This is a genomic window from Kitasatospora sp. NPDC053308, from assembly GCF_055585785.1.
Map to the genome: position 1 here is coordinate 149,885 of NZ_JBVJJY010000010.1, position 16,184 is coordinate 166,068.

At 74.4% G+C, this 16,184-nt stretch carries 13 protein-coding genes and 2 pseudogenes; 7 read left to right on the top strand and 8 right to left on the bottom strand.

The features are described 5' to 3' along the window. Positions 1 to 72: 72 nt before the first annotated feature. From ACZ6Y7_RS23050 to ACZ6Y7_RS23060, 3 genes and pseudogenes are all read left to right on the top strand, one after another. Positions 73 to 1,224: pseudogene (locus ACZ6Y7_RS23050) on the top strand (glycosyltransferase family 4 protein); the annotation flags it as partial. Between the two features lie 377 nt (positions 1,225 to 1,601). After that, a pseudogene (locus tag ACZ6Y7_RS23055) lies at positions 1,602 to 2,735 on the top strand (glycosyltransferase); the annotation flags it as partial. Positions 2,736 to 3,042: 307 nt separating this feature from the next. Continuing rightward, on the top strand, positions 3,043 to 3,930 hold the full coding sequence (locus ACZ6Y7_RS23060; RefSeq protein ID WP_465759799.1) for an SGNH/GDSL hydrolase family protein: 888 nt from the start codon (positions 3,043 to 3,045) through the stop codon (positions 3,928 to 3,930). Positions 3,931 to 4,087: 157 nt separating this feature from the next. Here ACZ6Y7_RS23060 and ACZ6Y7_RS23065 read toward each other — a convergent pair whose 3' ends face one another. Next, positions 4,088 to 4,669: a hypothetical protein gene (locus ACZ6Y7_RS23065; RefSeq protein ID WP_465759800.1), complete on the bottom strand. Its 582-nt coding sequence runs from the start codon at positions 4,667 to 4,669 to the stop codon at positions 4,088 to 4,090. Between the two features lie 587 nt (positions 4,670 to 5,256). Here ACZ6Y7_RS23065 and ACZ6Y7_RS23070 point away from each other — a divergent pair. Both ACZ6Y7_RS23070 and ACZ6Y7_RS23075 read left to right on the top strand, forming a co-directional pair. Next, positions 5,257 to 6,369 (top strand): NUDIX domain-containing protein, encoded by a 1,113-nt coding sequence (locus tag ACZ6Y7_RS23070; RefSeq protein ID WP_465759801.1) that lies wholly within the window; start codon positions 5,257 to 5,259, stop codon positions 6,367 to 6,369. A 253-nt stretch (positions 6,370 to 6,622) separates the two neighbouring features. Continuing rightward, positions 6,623 to 7,048 (top strand): DUF6188 family protein, encoded by a 426-nt coding sequence (locus ACZ6Y7_RS23075; protein ID WP_465759802.1) that lies wholly within the window; start codon positions 6,623 to 6,625, stop codon positions 7,046 to 7,048. Between the two features lie 49 nt (positions 7,049 to 7,097). Here the strand turns inward: ACZ6Y7_RS23075 and ACZ6Y7_RS23080 are convergent, their stop codons facing one another. The 7 genes from ACZ6Y7_RS23080 to ACZ6Y7_RS23110 all read right to left on the bottom strand — a co-directional run bounded on the left by ACZ6Y7_RS23080 (position 7,098) and on the right by ACZ6Y7_RS23110 (position 13,766). Continuing rightward, entirely contained in the window at positions 7,098 to 7,472 is a 375-nt protein-coding gene (locus ACZ6Y7_RS23080) for a roadblock/LC7 domain-containing protein (protein WP_465759803.1), read from the bottom strand. 137 nt (positions 7,473 to 7,609) lie between these two features. Beyond that, complete coding sequence (locus ACZ6Y7_RS23085; RefSeq protein WP_465759804.1) at positions 7,610 to 8,005, bottom strand: roadblock/LC7 domain-containing protein; 396 nt, start codon at positions 8,003 to 8,005, stop codon at positions 7,610 to 7,612. 82 nt (positions 8,006 to 8,087) lie between these two features. Continuing rightward, positions 8,088 to 9,167 carry a hypothetical protein gene (locus ACZ6Y7_RS23090; RefSeq protein ID WP_465759805.1) on the bottom strand — a complete coding sequence of 360 codons (1,080 nt, stop codon included), beginning with the start codon at positions 9,165 to 9,167 and terminating at the stop codon, positions 8,088 to 8,090. A gap of 175 nt (positions 9,168 to 9,342) precedes the next feature. Next, on the bottom strand, positions 9,343 to 9,726 hold the full coding sequence (locus ACZ6Y7_RS23095; protein WP_465759806.1) for a hypothetical protein: 384 nt from the start codon (positions 9,724 to 9,726) through the stop codon (positions 9,343 to 9,345). A 721-nt stretch (positions 9,727 to 10,447) separates the two neighbouring features. Further along, positions 10,448 to 11,455 carry an MsnO8 family LLM class oxidoreductase gene (locus tag ACZ6Y7_RS23100; RefSeq protein WP_465759807.1) on the bottom strand — a complete coding sequence of 336 codons (1,008 nt, stop codon included), beginning with the start codon at positions 11,453 to 11,455 and terminating at the stop codon, positions 10,448 to 10,450. An 87-nt stretch (positions 11,456 to 11,542) separates the two neighbouring features. Then, entirely contained in the window at positions 11,543 to 12,046 is a 504-nt protein-coding gene (locus ACZ6Y7_RS23105; protein WP_465759808.1) for a DUF2269 domain-containing protein, read from the bottom strand. 520 nt (positions 12,047 to 12,566) lie between these two features. Then, positions 12,567 to 13,766 carry a peptidoglycan-binding protein gene (locus ACZ6Y7_RS23110; RefSeq protein WP_465759809.1) on the bottom strand — a complete coding sequence of 400 codons (1,200 nt, stop codon included), beginning with the start codon at positions 13,764 to 13,766 and terminating at the stop codon, positions 12,567 to 12,569. Between the two features lie 469 nt (positions 13,767 to 14,235). Here ACZ6Y7_RS23110 and ACZ6Y7_RS23115 point away from each other — a divergent pair, with 469 nt between their 5' ends. Both ACZ6Y7_RS23115 and ACZ6Y7_RS23120 read left to right on the top strand, forming a co-directional pair. Continuing rightward, entirely contained in the window at positions 14,236 to 15,630 is a 1,395-nt protein-coding gene (locus ACZ6Y7_RS23115; RefSeq protein ID WP_465759810.1) for a DUF6271 family protein, read from the top strand. Continuing rightward, positions 15,620 to 16,117 (top strand): GNAT family N-acetyltransferase, encoded by a 498-nt coding sequence (locus tag ACZ6Y7_RS23120; RefSeq protein WP_465759811.1) that lies wholly within the window; start codon positions 15,620 to 15,622, stop codon positions 16,115 to 16,117. The genes ACZ6Y7_RS23115 and ACZ6Y7_RS23120 overlap by 11 nt, the downstream gene beginning before the upstream one ends. Positions 16,118 to 16,184: the final 67 nt, after the last annotated feature.

Genomic DNA, 16,184 nt, shown 5'->3' on the forward strand with positions numbered 1-16,184 from the left:
CGCCGACCCGCGTTCGTTTGTACGACAGATCCCTTTGGCCGGGTGCACGCCGGGCACGGACAGAACCCTGGCATGCGTGTCGTCATCGTCACCGAGTCCTTCCCGCCCGAGGTCAACGGGGTCGCCCACAGCGTGCTGCGGACGGCCGAGCATCTGGTCCGCCGGGGCCATCAGCCCCTCGTCGTCACCCCCGCGCCGGCGCGGGGCGCCCAGTGCCCGCCGGGAACGTTCGGGAGCGCCGCGACGGAGATCCCCGTGGTGCGCATCCCGTCGATGCCGCTGCCGGGGTACCCGCAGGTGCGGATCGCACTGCCGAGCCGGCAGCTGGCGACCGCGGTCGCCGGGCACCGGCCGGACGTCGTGCACCTGGCCAGCCCGTTCGTGCTCGGCGCGCGCGGGATGCAGGTGGCGGCCCGGCTCGGGGTGCCCGCCGTGGCCGTCTACCAGACGGACCTCGCCGGGTACGCGCACGCCTACCGGGCCGGGCGCGGACTCGGGGAGGCCGCCGCGTGGCGGCGGATCCGGGCCGTGCACCGGGCGGCCGCCCGCACCCTGGCGCCGTCCACTCCGGCCGCGCAGGACCTCACCGCGCACGGGGTGCCCCGGGTGCAGCTCTGGCCGCGCGGGGTCGACTCGGCGCGGTTCCACCCCGGGCACCGGGACGAGGCGCTGCACCGGGCGCTCGCGCCGGGCGGGGAGGTGCTGGTCGGGTACGTCGGGCGGCTGGCCCCGGAGAAGCGGGTCGACCTGCTGGCGGCGGCCTCGGCACTGCCCGGGGTGCGGGTGGTGGTCGTCGGGGACGGGCCGTCGGCGCCCGGGCTGAAGGCCGCGATGCCCGGCGCGGTCTTCCTGGGCCGCCGCACGGGCGAGGAACTGGCCCGCTGTTTCGCGACCCTGGACGTGTTCGTGCACACCGGCCCGCTGGAGACCTTCTGTCAGACCATCCAGGAGGCGATGGCGAGCGGGGTGCCGGTGATCGGCCCGGCGGCGGGCGGCCCGCTGGACCTCGTCGCGCACCACCGCACCGGTCTGCTGGTGCCGCCCCGGGACGGCGCGGCGGTGGCCCGGGCGGTGGCCGAGCTGGCCGCCGATCCGGCCCGGCGGGCCGCGTACGGGCGGGCCGGACGGGCGGAGGTGACCGCGCGCACCTGGGAGGCGGTCGGGGACCTGCTGCTGCGGCACTACGCCGAGGTGCTGGCGGAGCACCGGGGGGTGGCGGTGGCGTCCCAGGCGCCGGCGGTGGCGTCCCAGGCTCCGGCGGTGGCGTCGGTGGCTTCGCAGGCGCGGGTGCCGGGGCCGGTGGCTTCCGAGGCACAGGCGGCCGGGCCGGTGGCTTCCCAGGCTCCGGTGGTGGCGTCGGTGGCGTCACTGGCGCCGGCGGTGGCGTCGGTGGCTTCGCAGGCGCCGGCGGTGGCGTCGGGGGCGTCCCTGGCGCCCGTGGTCGGGCCGGTGGTGATCGGGATGGGGGCCGGGCCGGTGGTGGAGCGCTCCGCGGCGGGCTCTCCGGCGGGCTCCCGGCCGGGTGCTCCGGCGGACTCCGGATCTCGCCGGGCGGCTGCGGCCCCCGCGGACACGGAGACGACGGCGGAGGAGCTCCCCGCATGACCTCCGCCCGGAACGGCGAGGCGCTGACCGTCGTACGGCTCGCCAACTTCGTCACCCCGGTCTCCGGCGGCCTGCGCACCGCCCTACGGCACCTGGGAGCCGGCTACCGGGCGGCCGGGCACCGACCGGTGCTGGTCGTGCCCGGGGAGCGGCGCTCCGAGGAGGAGACCGAGCAGGGCCTGGTGATCACCCTGCCCGGGCCGGTGCTGCCGGCCAGCGGCGGCTACCGGCTGCTCACCGACCGCCGGGCGGTGGCCGCCGAACTCACCCGGCTCTCACCCGACCGTCTGGAGGTGTCTGACCGCACCACGCTGCGCTGGACCGGCGACTGGGCCCGGCGGCACGGGGTGCGGTCGGTGATGGTCTCGCACGAGAGCGCCACCGGGGTGCTGCGCACGTGGGGCGTCCCCGCGAGAGTGGCGAGCGCGGCCGCAGACCGGCTGAACACGGCGACCGCCCGTTCGTACGACGCGGTGCTGTGCACCACCGACTGGGCCGCCGCGGAGTTCCGCCGGATCGGCGCACCGAACCTGGTCCGAGCGCCCCTCGGCGTGGACCTGGACACCATGCGCCCCCTGCCGCCGGCCGAACGGGCCGCGGAACGGGCCCGGTACGCCGCACCGCAGGAGGTGCTGCTGGTGCTCTGCTCGCGGCTCGCGGCGGAGAAGCGGCCCGAGCGGGCGATCGAGGCCCTCGCCGCACTGCGGGCGCGGCGGGTTCCCGCCGTCCTGGCGGTCGCCGGGACCGGCCCGCTGCGCGAGCGGCTGGCGGACCGGGCCGCCCGGCTGCGGCTCCCGGTGCGCTTCCTCGGGCACCTGAGCGGGCGCACGGCGCTGGCCCGGCTGCTCGGCTGTGCGGACGTGGTGCTCGCGCCCGGCCCGGTGGAGACCTTCGGACTGGCCGCGATGGAGGCCCTGGCCTGCGGGACCCCGGTCACGGTCAGCCGCTCCTCCGCGCTGCCCGGCCTGGTCGGACTCGCCGGGGTGGCGGCGCCGGACACGGGCCCCGGGTTCGCCACCGCCGTCCGCCAGTTGCTGGACCGACCGGAGGGCGTGCGGCGGGCTGCCGCCCGCTCGCAGGCCGAACGGTACGGCTGGCCAGCGGCGGTCACGGCGTTCCTGGCTGCGCACGGGGTGCGGGACGGCGGAGTGGTGGGAGAGGACCGGGACGGCGGAACGGTGGGCGAAGGCCGGGACGGCGGAACGGTGGGCGGAGGCCGGGACGACGGAACGGTGGGCGGCGGCCGGGACGACACAACGGCCCGACGGGACCGAGCCGTCGGAGTGGCAGGAGAAGGCCGGGACGGCGGAACGGTCGGCGGAAGCCGGGACGACGCAACGGCCCGACGGGACCGAGCCGTCGGAGTGGCAGGAGAAGGCCGGGACGGCGGAACGGTCGCCGGAGGCCGGGACGACGGAGTGGTGGGAGGGGGCCGGGATGAGCGTGCTCGGCACGGGGCCTGAGCGGGCGGGGGCGGAAGAGCGTTCGTCGGCAGGCGAGTTGGCGCGGTTCGTGGCGCTCGGGGATTCGCTGACCGAGGGCGTCGGGGACGCGGTCGGCGATGGGTGGCGCGGCTGGGCGGCCGTCCTCGCGGACTCGCTGGTGCCGGCGGGCCGCAAGGCCGAGTTCACCAACTTGGCGCACAGCGGGGCGCTGACTAGCGACCTGACGACACGTCAACTCCCGCGAGCGCTGGCGCTGCGGCCCCAGCTGGCCGCCGTGGTGGTCGGCGGCAACGACACCCTGCGGGCGGGATTCGACATCCGGCGCGCCACCCTGGAGTTGGACGCCACCCTGGGGGAACTGTCCGGCCACGGCGCGGTGTTGCTGACCGCGTGCCTGCCCGACCCCGGCACCCTGCTCGGGCTCCCTGCGCCGCTCACCCGTCCACTGGCCCGGCGGATGCGGGCCGTCAACACCGTGGTGCACGCGCTCAGCGCGCGGCACCGGGCGGTGCACCTGCACCTCGCCGAGCTGCCGTGGCTGCGGGAGCGCCGGCTGCTGAGCGTCGACCGGTTGCACCCCAGTGCCGAGGGCCACCACCTGATCGCCCGCCGCTTCCACGAACTGCTCGGCCGGGCCGGGCACCCGCTCGGACCGGCGCCCGCCGCCGCCCCGGCCGACCCCCCGCCGGGCCGGGCCGCCGACCTGTGGTGGATGGCCACCCAGGGCACCCGCTGGGTCGCCGCCCGCAGCACCGACCTGCTGCCGGGGCTGCTGGCGCTGGCGGCGGCGGAGACGGCCGCCCGCCTGCGCGGCGCCGACGCGCGATACGACGAGCAGATGGCCCGAGCGGCGGCGCAGGCGCTGGCGTCGCTGGGGTAGCGCGGCGGGGTGGCCGGTCACGGGGGGTCGGAACGGCGTCACCTGGTCGTGGTGGTGGCGGACGCCACCGGCAAGGCCCGCTTCGTGCGCCTGGCCGACCACGGCATGAACGGCGCCTACGCCCTCGACCTTCTCTGCACCAACGGCAGGGCTGCTCTCACGCTTCGATGCGAAGCCACGTGTCGCCAGCGCGAAGCCACAGGAGACCGTCACGACCCTGACCGCAGCGCATGACCACCCGTCCCGGCACTCGAATCTTGCGCCGCTCGGTCACGCTCCAGGTATCACCATCCAGCTCAGCTCGCACCACTTCGGTTGACCGCTGGTTGTGAACGCGCTTGGTCAGGACTGCTCGACGGCCGCGCACGGCGAACCCGTCCGGGTCATGTACGGGGCTGGGCCAACTGGTCACCTCACCGGTCGACGGGGTGATCCGCGTCAAGAACGTTCCTCCCCGCCGACTGCCGGAATACCAGATCAGCCAGACCCGGTCGCCCTCGGTGGCAGCGGTGCATCCCTCCAAAGGCACGTCAGGAAGGCGACCTCCCGGGGCCCAGGTGGCCTGACCGTCGGCACTCCAACCGGCAAGACCGGCTGCAGACTCCGGATGCCCTCCGTAGATGCCTTCGTCTCCGTAGGCCGTCCAGATCGATCCCCCGCGATCGGTCACCAGAGCAGGGATGTCGTCGCCGATGCAGAAGGTGGTCTCTTGGTCACCACTTTCCAGAGAAAACACCACGGCGTTCGGGCTCCACGCTCCCGACTCCTCCCTGCCCGCTCGACCGCTTGCTATGAGGAGTCGGGACATAGGGAGAAGAGCGATATGGCTCGGCCTGACCGGCACGTCCTTGATCGGTCGACGTTGAAATGACCCATCAGCCTGGCGAATCACGAGCACCCCATCGAATGGAACCTGCGGGCCCCATCCCACCCAACCCTTTACGTAGCGGCTTCGGCGTAGGTACTGCCGACGGACGAGCAGAACAGCCAGCTCCCCCGTCGGGCCAACCGTCCACCACAGAGGGCGTCGTCCCGCCCAGAGTTCCGTGACAGACGGCTTCCAGACCCTCTGCACGTCGACCGTCGACACCACGTCCCCCTGCTCTCGGCCGCAGCACCCGAACGTAAGCGCTGATGAGAGGAGTCTATTGATGCCAGAACAAGACACCGCCACAGCGGCGCACGGCTGCCCCGTGGTGAGTTCACGGACGCTGTTCCGCACAGTCCGAATATCCGAACCTGCCGATAGTCGAGTCGCGGCCGACCGGGAACCATGGGGGTGGCCCGGGCTGTCGTGCCCGGCAGGACGTGGCGGAGGGAGCCGGGGTGGAGAGCGTGGACGCGGACGGTCGGGGGATTCTGGCGGCGGCCGGGGTGCTGTTCCCGGACCGGGACGGGCGCCTGCTGGTGGTGCGGCTGCCGTACGACCGAAAGCACCCGGTGGCGATTCCCGGGGGCGGGTGGGAGCCGACGGACCGCTCGCCCCGGGACACCGCGCTGCGCGAGATCGCGGAGGAGCTCGGGCTCACGCCCCGACTTGGCCCGCTGGCCTGCGTCGACTGGGCGCTGCGCGAGGGCCGTCCGCCGATCGTGGCGTACCTGTACTGGGCCGAGCCGCTGACCGAGCGCCAGGCGGCGGCGATCCGGCCGGACGCGGCGGAGGTCGGCGGGTGGACGTGGCTGACCGTCGAGCAGGCGGGCCGGGCCCTGCCGCCCCGACTGTCGCGCCGGGTGACGGCCTGCCTGCGGGCACCGCGCGACGCCGGACCGCTGGAGCTGGAGGACAGCCGGCCGACCGGACACACGCTGCGGGAGCTGCCCGCCGACGGACCGGCGCCCGAGTACCTCGGACTGGCCGCCGCCCCGGACCTGCACCCGGAGGTCCGGCAGCGGCCGGAGCCGCCCCTGGACGAGGCGACCTACTACGCCACCCGGCCCCGGATCCGGGCGAAGGCCCGGGCACTGTTCACCGACGCCGCCGGGCGGGTACTGCTGGTGCGGCTGCAGCCGTGGGACGGGCCCGAGGGGCAGGACCCGTACTGGACGTTGCCGGGCGGCAGCGTCGAGGCGGCGCGGGAGACGCCCCGGACGGCGGCCCGGCGGGAGATCCGCGAAGAGCTGGGGTGGGAGCTCGAACCCGGGAAGCTGCTGGCGCTGGACTGGCAGCCGGGCACGGCGGCCGACCCCGCGGCCAACCCGGCGACCGGCCGGGACACCGCCGTCCTGGTGTACGTGTACGACGGCGGCACGGTCACGGACGCGATGCTCGGCTCGATCACGCTGCAGGAGCAGGAGCTGGTGGAGTGGCGGCTCTGCGACTCCACTGAGGCGCGGGCCCTGCTGACCGGGCCGTCCTGGGACCGTACGGCCGCGGCGCTCGCCGCCCGGGCGGGCTCGGGCGGGCCGGTCGAGCTGGTGGGCGGGTCGGCGGTCGGGTAGCGGAGGCGCGTCGGCTCGCGGCCGGGGGTGGGCCGGGTGGCCGGAAGCGGTTCGGGTTGGGGAGGCCGGACGCGGTGCGCGGCGGGGAGGCCGGACGCGGTTCGGGTTGGGGAGGCCGGACGCGGTGCGCGGCGGGGAGGCCGGAGGCGGTTCGGGGTGCGCTGCGACGGGGCGGGTGTGGTGTGTGGGTGTGTGACGGGGAGGCGGGCGGCCGGGCGCATGGACCGGGGCCCGGTTGGGACAGACTGGGGGTATGGAGAACGCGATCACGGAGGTGCTGGCCGGCCGGCGGGTTGAGGCGGTCAGCGGGGGCGGACGGCTCGACCTGCGGCTGGCCGGCGGGGTGACCGTCCGGGTGGCCCACGAATTCCGCTTCGCGGCGCCGTCGTTCACCGCGCCGGCGGAGGTCGGGCACTTCTTCCCGGCGCTGACCGTCCAGCCGAGCCCCACCCTGCTGGCGCTGGTCGGGCGGAGCGTGGAGACCGCCGACATCACCCTGGCCGGCGGCCTGGAGCTGGCCTTCGCCGGGGGCGGTGCGCTGTCCGTCCCGCCGCACGCGCAGCTGGCGCCGTGGAGCGTGCTGGCCGCTGGGGGCGTGGCCTGTGCGGGACTGCCGGGCGGCGAGGTCCGGTGGACGGAGCCGGGGGCTGCGTGGCAGCGGGAGCCCGGCGGGGCCTGAGCCGCCGCCGGGGACTCCTTCCTCCGCTGCTCCGCAGCCCGGGCGGGCGTCAGACCTCCAGGTCGGCCTCGATCTTGGTGAGCTGGTGGCGGGCCATGGCCAGGTTCGCGCGGGACTTGTCCAGCGCGAGGTAGAGGAACAGGCCCTTGCCGGTGCGACCGGTGAGCGGGCGGATCAGGTGGTACTGGCTGGACAGGGTGATCAGCATGTCCTCGATCCCGTCCCCCAGGCCCAGCATGTCCATGGTGCGCATCTTGGCGCGCACCACGTCGGTGTTCCCGGCCGCGGCCACGTTGAGGTCCAGGCCGCCGGGTCCGTCGAGGGTGGCGAGCGCCATGCCGCTGTTGTAGTCCACCAGGGCGGCGCCGATGGCACCCTCGATGCTGGTCATGGCCTGCTTGAGGGCGCCAGGTGCGTCGGTCATGTCGGTAACTCCCGTTCGGTGGTGTGGTGGTGAGGTGGTGGGGTGGATCAGTGCGTGGTGCGTGGTACGTGGTGCGTGGTACGTGGTGAGGAGCGGGGGGTGGGTGGAAGGTGGTTGAGTCGGGTGGTCGGGCCGGGTCAGCCCGCGTCGCGCGGATCCTTGGGCAGCAGGGCGTCGTTGAGCAGTCCGGCGATGCGCTGGGCGCTGCGGCGGGCTTCCAGGTGGAGTCGGCCCACGTTGACGTCCGGGTGTGCCAGCAACGTCAGCACGCAGCTGCCGCCGGCCGCGTACGTGGCGACGTAGCCGTACTCGCCGCGCACCAGGGACTCCCGGAACTCCCCCTGGCCGGTGGTGTCGGCGAGCCGCTGGGCCAGCGAGAGCGACGCCGCCGTCATCGCGGCCAGGCCGGAGGGTTCCGTCCCGTGGGTGTCGTGCGCGACCAGCAGGCCGTCCACGCTGGCCACCAGTCCGCCCGCGAGGTGCGGGACACGGTGCTTGCAGGCACGTAGTTCGGCGAGCAGCTCGGTCTCCAAGGCGATCAGTTGTCTCCTTCCGACACGCTGCTTGAGCGCCCGCCTCATGGCCGGAACGGCGGGGTCGCGGGCGGGGAGGGGGTCAAAGTCGGGCCTCCAGAAGGTCTCGGACCCGGGTCAGCAGCGCGATGTCCGGGTCGGGGACGGCGAGCGGGTGGGCCGCTGCCGGGGTGGGCGGGTGGTCGGGGTGTCCGGGATATCCGGGATGTCCGGGGCGTTCTGGGCGGGCGGCGGTTCCGGCGTGGATCGAGGCGACGGCCGCGGCCGGGACGCCCCGCAGACTGGCTCCGGGGATCCGGCGGTGCAGGCCACCGGACGGTCTCCCGGCGTCGACGGGCCGGGCGGCCGACGCCGACGCGGCCGCCGGGCGGGCGTCGGGCGGTGCCGCGGTGGGCGGGGGTGCGGTGGGCGGTGCTGCGGTGGGCGGCGATGTGGCGGGCGGCGATGTGGCGGGTCCCGGCGCGTCGAGCAGGCCGGCGGCCGCCAGGCGGCGGACGTCCGCGGTGACGCCGAAGCCGGAGCGGCCGAGCAGACGGGCCAGGTCCGCCGGGGTTCTTCGGCCGTCGGCGTGGTCGAGCAGCTCGCGGCGTCGACGGCCGGGCGGGCGGTGGGAGGGCCGACGGCTGTGCTCGACCGGGCGGACCGGCGCGGTGTCGACCTGCGCCCAGGGCCAGATCCGGTCGAGGAGCAGGCGGCGGCGCTCGACCTCGCGGCACAGCCGGCCCGGGTCCACCGTCGCCACCGGTCCGAGCCAGTGCCGGGCATCGGACTCGAACCGCCAGAGGCCACCGCCCGGATCGGCGAGGACGAAGAAGGCGGCGTCGAACAAGGTACCCAGGTGGCCGAGTTCGAGCTCTCCCCGGGTCAGCAGGCCTCGTGCGACCAGCGCCTCGGCGACCCCCGCCTGCGGGCTGTGCACGTGGACCAGCTCCGCCCAGGCCTCATGGGTGACCCGACCACAACCGGTGAGCAGGTCGGCGAGGCCCGGAGCGCGCGGGGACTCGGCGGCGGCCACCTGGCCGTCGAGGAGGTGGAGGGTGCCGAGCGGGCCGTGCAGCGCACCGGTGAGCCGGCGCTCGGCGAGCAGCGCGAGGGCTTCGGCCGGAGTCCTCGGCGCGGCGGCCTCCGCCGGGGGCCGCACGGTGCCGGTGGCAGCGGTCACGCGGGCCACCTCCGCGAGACGGCCGTACGGCGGTTCGGACAGCCGTACCCGCAGCCGTAGCTGCGGCCGTACCTGCGGCTGGACGTGCTGCCGTGCGTACGGCGCGGCCCGGGGTGGGCCGGCGGCCGAAAGGCGACGGACGGCTGGAGCGGATCGGATGCCACGGATGCCTCGTTCACCCCAGCACCAGTTCCTCGGCCAGCGCCTGCAGGCGGAAGCGGGCGACGGCGAGGTTGCCCTCCGCGCGGTCCAGCCAGAGGTGCAGGACGAGTCGGCTGTCGAAGACGGTGTCGATGAAGCGGATCAGGTGGTAACTGCGGCCGGCGGTGACGATGATGTCCTCCAGCGGGGAACGCCGGTCCTCCGCCGCCGTGAAGGTCTGGCTCTCAACAGCCGCTCGGACCAGGTCGGTTGCCTCGGCGGCGGAGGTCTCGTGCTCGCCCGTCGGGCTCTGGCCGAGGCTGCCCAGGGCGAGTCCGCTGCTCCAGTCGACCAGGCTCGCGGAGCGGGCTCCGGCGATCGCCATGGCTCCGGAGAGGCATTCGTCGATACCCGGCACACCGGCTCCTTCGCGGGGGTCTGGGGCGGCCGGGCACTGTGTGGCACCGGCCGGGTCGCCACGAGCAGTGGCAGGTTCGACACGGAAGGCTACTGCCGGATTCCGTATGACGAACATTCCAATGGCATATTCACACCAGAAGCAGCCAGTTCCGGCCAAGGAATGACGATGCGTCACGCGTGCCGGACCGGCAAAACCGCTGGCCGGTCGACCGTTCGAGAACGGCGTTCATCAGCCACCTGGAACGGGACCTTGGCCGATACCAGGCTGCGCCGAGGGGTTTTGAGCCCCGGAGTGCGATAAAGGGCCCGGCGAGGAGAAGCGGGCGGACACCAGGGGCTCACCCCATGAGAGGGGCTCATGGGAGCGGCGTCATGAGGCGAACTCATGGGGGCGGGGCCATGAGGCGAACTCATGGGCCGAGGTCATGAGAGACACTCATGGCACGGGGCCATGAGAGGAGCTCATCTGCTGAGGAGCCTGAGCGGCGCTCATGCACGGGCGGCAAGACGAAGGGGCCCGTTCCGGTGGACGGAACGAGCCCCTACGGGTGGAGCGCCAGGCCCGGGTCGCACGGACTCTTCCTACTGAAAGTAGGACGTGCTCTGGTAGCACCGCTGACGCATGTTCGAGAGATCCTCGTTTCGGAAGATCATTTCCTCTCGACGAGAAGAACAGTAGCAGGTCATCGGGCCCGCTCGGAAATCACGCCGACGGGGCTTCAGGCTTGGCCGACCGCCTCGGCGAGCAGGCGGTAGGAGTCGAGCAGCGCGGTGCGGTCGTAGGTGCTGGTGGTGACCAGGAACTCGTCCGCGCCGCTGCGCTCCACCAGGGCGAGGAGCTCGGCGGCGGCCTGCTCCGGGGTGCCCGCGATGTGGCCCTTGAGCGACCGCTCGTACGCGGCGCGCTCCCGCTCCGTCATCGACCGGGCGAGGACCTCGGCAGCGGGAGCCAGGGGCGGGAACTCGCCGTGGGTGCGGGAGTACGCGCCCGCCCAGGCTTCGGAGACGAGCAGTTCATCGGCGCGTTCGGCGGTCTCGGCGACCGCGACCGTCCCCGCGACCACCACGTACGGCTCGGCGGACTGCGCGGACGGACGGAAGCGGCTGCGGTAGCGGTCGATCGCCGTGAGCATCCGGTCCTCCCCTCGGGCGGCGGCGATCACCAGCGGCAGCCCGGCGTCGGCGGCCAGGTCGGCGCCCGCGCCGGTGGCCAGGACGAAGGCCGGCACGTGCAGCCCCTCGGCCGGGCGGGCGTGGACACCCCGGTGCGCCTGCTGGGAGCCGTCGAAGTAGCCGAGCAACTCCGCCAGCTGGGCACCGAAGTCGTCCGCCGCGTCCTTCTCCCGCCCCAGCGCCCGCCGGACACCGTCGGTGAACCCCACCGAGCGCCCCAGGCCCATGTCGATGCGACCGGGGAACAGCGCCGCGAGCACCCCGAACTGCTCGGCCACCACCAGGGGCCGGTGGTTGGGCAGCATCACCCCGCCGGTGCCCACCCGGATCCGGGTGGTGGCCGCCGCCACCGCCGCGGCGAGCACGGTGGGCGCCGAACCCGCCACCCCCGGCACCCCGTGGTGCTCGGAGACCCAGAACCGGTGGTATCCGAACCGCTCGGCCTCCTGGGCGAAGGCCACCGTGGCACGCAGCGCCCTGGCCGGCTCCTCGCCCTGTCGGGTCCGGGAGCGGTCGAGGACGGAGAGCCTGACAGCGGGCGTAGCACTGGTCACGTGGGGGGACAACGCCCACCTCCAGCGCGGGCATTCCCCCTCGACTCCGGGGCCGGAGCCCGCCGGCTGGAGGCCCGGCTGCCCCGCTCAGGCAGCCGGCCGGGACTTCGGCCCGGTCTTCGGCCCGGGTATTCGGCCCCGGCGCTCGGCCGCACGGCGGCGACGCCCCCAGGGCTTGTACACGGACAGGATGACGTTGAACAGGTAGAGCGACAGGGCGACCGCCGGGACGATCACCGTGGTGTAGCGGACGAACCCGAGGTCCGTCGCCGAGATCGGACCGGCCGGGTGCGCCTCCACGGCGCGCACGGCCTCGTGCAGCCGGGCGGTGAGGGCGAGGACCGAGGCCGCCATCGCCGCCAGCGTGAGCCAGAACTTGGTGCTCACCCAGCGGTACCGGAACAGCCCCCAGCTCGTGCCGAGCCCGAGCGCCACCCCGCTCAGGAACGTCAGCAGGCTCAGCGGCAGGACCAGCGCGTCGCCGAGCAGGCCCATCGCCCGGTAGGCGGCGCGCAGCCGGTCGGCGTCCCCGGTCGTCAGCGCCGTCACCGCCAGGGTGAGCAGGCAGAGCATCAGCGCCAGCCAGCTCACCGAGGCGACGAGGTGCAGGACGACCAGGGCTTTGCGCGCCCGCGGTGGCAGTCGGCGATCCGCCGATCGCCGACTGCCACCGGGGGCCGTTTCGGGCGGCGCGGCGGCACCGAAGGCTCCGCCGCCCGCTCCGGCACCTCCGTTCCCTCCGCCGCCCGCTCCGGCACCTCCGTTCCCTCCGCCGCCTCCGGTTCCGCCGGCTCCGCCCGCGTCGGTGGACGAGCGCACGGACACCTCCTTCGAGTCGGGACCACCAGGACGGCCCCAGGCTCTCCCGTCCGCACCTCATCGGGCATCTGACGGCGGAAGTACCATCGGCTACTCCCAGGCGAGTACGCTCCGCGCCGAGAACGCGCGGCCACGCCTTCGCCGGGAGTACCGTCGGCCGACCCGGGCGCGGAGCAAGGGCCGCCGAGCCCAGGAACGCCCCGCCCCCCGAACGCCCGGCCCGGGAACGCCCCGCCCCCGAACGCCCGGCCCCGGAACGACCCGCCCCGAGGAAGCAGGCGAACCGCGCCGCTCAGTCGGTGACCGCGAAGCCCCGCGCCGAGCCCAGCCGGTGCAGCGAGGACTGCCCGGGAATGCCGTCCGCGGCGCCCGCCTCGTAGCCGCAGCGCCGCTGCCAGGCCGCGTACGCCGCGACCGTGCGGCTGCCGAACGAGCCGTCCACCCAACGCTGTTCGAGGAGTCCCTCGTCGGCCAGCGCCTGTTCGACGATGGCCACCTCGGCTCCGTAGGTCCGGTGCCCCTGCTCGGCGCCCGGGTCGGACCGGGCGGCCGCCACCAGGTGGGAGACCGACACCGTCCGCTGTCCGGGGAGGTAGCCGAGCAGCCGGTTCAGCGAGGCCTCGCCGGGGACGCCGTCCGCGGCCTGGCCGGAGTAGCCGAGGCTCGCCTGGTAGTCCGCGTAGTTCTCGGTGTCCGCGTCCGTCCAGGTCGGGCCGGGGCCGGAGTGGTAGTGCGACCCGAAGCCGCGCGCGACCAGCGCCCGCCCGACGGCCGTCACCTGGTAGCCCTGCGCGCCGTAGCCGTACGGCAGGCCGTTGATGGAGACCTGGTAGCGGGCGGGCGCCTGGTCGGCCGGGGGCGCCGGCTGCTGCCGGGAGGGCGGGGAGCCCGGGGATCCGGAGCCGGGCGCGAGGTCGGGCCAGGAGCCGGGGTCGGTGTGGTCGTTGTACGGCACGTGGGCGTGCGCGTACCACCCGCCGCTGGTCTCCCACACGTGCTCGTCGCGGTGCTCCCGGAAGTCGGTCGGCCGGCCCATCGGCCAGACGTCGGGGACACCCCAGGAGGCGATCCAGGCGTGGATCCGGTCCCAGCCGGCGCAGGGGGTGTCGACCAGCCGCGGGTAGACCCGGCCGCGGTAGCGGCAGTACGGGAAGAACACCGCCTCGATCTGGATCACCACGCGCCCGGCCCGGTTGGTGCGGGTCGGGCTCTGGTCCGGGCTGAGCAGGCTCTTCGAACGGGAGTCGGCCGGGAACAACTGCGCCGTCCGGCCGCTGAACGGGTCCCAGACCAGGTGCGGCGCGTTGCCGGCGCCGCTGCCGGTGAAGTAGCTCACCAGGTCCTCGTAGGGGCACCAGTCCTGCGGGGCGGCGGCGGTCGCGTTGCGGTCCCAGGTGATGTGCGCGATGGCCTTCGGCGGGTACTGCTGGTCGGTCGGCGCGTGATCGCCGAGGTCGTGGATGTCGGCACCGGGCAGCCACGGTTCGGGCATTGCGGTCTCCTCCGAACGGCGTGAGGGCATCGTTCTCGGTATCGGCACGCCGGTGGCCCGGATTGACCCCGATGGCGCAATGCGTCGCACTGAACCGCCTTCGCCCGCGCGGACGTTCGAACTCGGGAGGGGAATTCGCCATCGCGTACGAACGACTGCGTCCGACGGTCCGGCCACCCGGGCGCCAGCCCGATCGCCCCCGATCGCGCCCGCCCGGTCCACGACCAGCCGGACGCCGACAGGGACGCGGGACCCACCCGGACGCGGGGCCGATCGCACGGACGGGGGGCCGATCGCACGGACGGGGGCGCATTCCACCCCGCCGGGGCCGCGCTGTCAATCGTTGACATCACAAATGGTCTAGTCCACGGTGGTCCAGCGGGCCGGACGACGCCTCCGCCGGGTCTCGGCCATCCTCCAACTCATCTATCTGACAAGCCATCTGACGAACCGCCGGAGAAACTCGCGCATGCGCAGAATCTGCCTCGCCCTGCCCACCATGCGGCCCTGCGCCGCCACCATCGCGGACCTCGCGGAGGAGGCGGCCCACGCCGTCGCACACTTCGACGTCGAGGTGCACCTGCTCGTCCTCGACACCACCGACGCCGCCGGATTCGCCGAGAACGCGGGCGCCGTCAGCGCGTTGACGCCGACCCGCGGCGTGGTCGTCCACCACCTCGGCGAGGCGCAGCAGCGGGAGTTCCTGCGCCGGGTGGCCGAACGCTCGGGTGCCGCCGACCCGGAGCTGTTGGTCGACCTGATGCTCCCGCGGGCCGTCGCGTACGGCGCGTGCACCAATCGGCTGTTCCTGGCCGCGGCCGCGCTCGGCTGCACCTCGGTGCACCAGCGGAACGACGACGCCGACTTCCAGGTCCTCGACGGCCGCAAGGTCTTCCCGATCCGCCACGAGCTGCTCTCGCTCGGCCGGCCCGCGGGCGAGGCGGCCGCCCTGGTCACCCGATCCGAGCTCGACCCGGCCGACGCCGACAAGCCGGTGGTGCTGGTCGGCGGCTCCTTCATCGGCGAACTGTCCGTGGACGTCGGCGAGATCCGCGAGCTGGACCCGGACGTCTACCGCGACGTGGTGCGCCTGTGGGCCCCTCCGGTCTGGTCGGAGGAGGAGAAGGACGCGGTGGTGGACGCTTCCTTCCGGGGCGCCGGCACCGAGCCGTTCACCGCCGACGACTCCGTCCTGGGTGTGCCCGACATCTGGCACGTCGACATGTGCAACATCGCCCTGGACCAACGGATCTACGAGCGACTGCCGTTGCTGCCCTCCACCGAGACCATCGGCAGCGACTACTTCCTGTCGCACGTGGTGCTCGACTCCGGCCTGCCCGGCGTCGTCCACAACCGGCACATCGTCAACTACTACACGCCCGAGCGCCGCACCGGCGCTGGCTTCCTCGCCTACCAGCTGCGGTTCGTCAAGTTCCTGCTCTCGATGCTGTACCTGTACCCGGTCTACGGTGGCATGATCGACCTCGGCCGCGGACTGCTGGACGACCGGCACCGGCCTCGGGTCGAACCGGTCCTCGACCTGGTGCGGCGCAGCGCCGCCTGGGACCGGGCCGGGAACGAGCACTGCCTGGACGTCCTCGACCGCTCCTACCGCACGCTGGGCGGCAAGTACGCCGAGCTCGCGGACGTGGTGGCCGGCCGGCGGCAGCAACTCCTGGACGAGGCGCAGCAGGACACCGAGCGGTGGGCGGTGCTGATCGAGTCCTGGGCGGCCCTGGTGGGCGCCGCCCGCGCGGAGGGGCTCGGGACCCGAGCCGAGGGACTCGGCGCCGGTGCGGCGGGACTCGACGCCGGTGCGGCGGGGCTCGACGCCGGTGAGGAGGTGCCGACGGGTGATCGATGAGTTCAGGATCCGCCTGCTGGCCGACGGCGACTGGGACGCCGTGGTCGAGCTGGAGCACGCCGCCTACGCCGCCGACGGCCTGTCCGAGGGCCGGGAGGCGCTGCAGTCCCGTGCCCGCAGCTCGCCCGGCACCTGCTACGTGCTGGAGGACCGCGGCACCGTGCGCGGCTACCTGCTGAGCCTGCCCTACCCGCCGCTGACGTGCCCGGACCTCGGCCGGCCGGAGGCGCAGGCCTACCGGTCCGACAACCTGCACGTGCACGACCTGGTGATCGCCGAGGAGTTGCGCGGGCGGGAGGTCGCCCTCGGCTTCCTACGGCACTTCCGGGAACGGGCGCGCGAGCAGGGGTACCGGCGGATCTCGATGATCGCCGTGCGCGGGGTGGACATCCTGCTGCGGCTGCTCGGCTACCGGGCACACCGGGAGGTGGCGGTGCCGGAGTGCTACGGGCGCCGGGCGGTGTACATGTCGATGCCGGTGGCCTGAACGGCACCCCGAGGAGGCGAACAGACCGGCACCGCAAAGGAATTCGGCGGCGGACCCGACCGGGCGG

What these genes read in the sequence shown, in the direction of transcription:
- ACZ6Y7_RS23060 (WP_465759799.1), top strand. Translation starts at nt 3,043, where the DNA reads ATGAGCGTGCTCGGCACGGGGCCTGAGCGGGCGGGGGCGGAAGAGCGT.
- ACZ6Y7_RS23075 (WP_465759802.1), top strand. Translation starts at nt 6,623, where the DNA reads ATGGAGAACGCGATCACGGAGGTGCTGGCCGGCCGGCGGGTTGAGGCG.
- ACZ6Y7_RS23080 (WP_465759803.1), bottom strand. Translation starts at nt 7,472, where the DNA reads ATGACCGACGCACCTGGCGCCCTCAAGCAGGCCATGACCAGCATCGAG.
- ACZ6Y7_RS23110 (WP_465759809.1), bottom strand. Translation starts at nt 13,766, where the DNA reads ATGCCCGAACCGTGGCTGCCCGGTGCCGACATCCACGACCTCGGCGAT.
- ACZ6Y7_RS23115 (WP_465759810.1), top strand. Translation starts at nt 14,236, where the DNA reads ATGCGCAGAATCTGCCTCGCCCTGCCCACCATGCGGCCCTGCGCCGCC.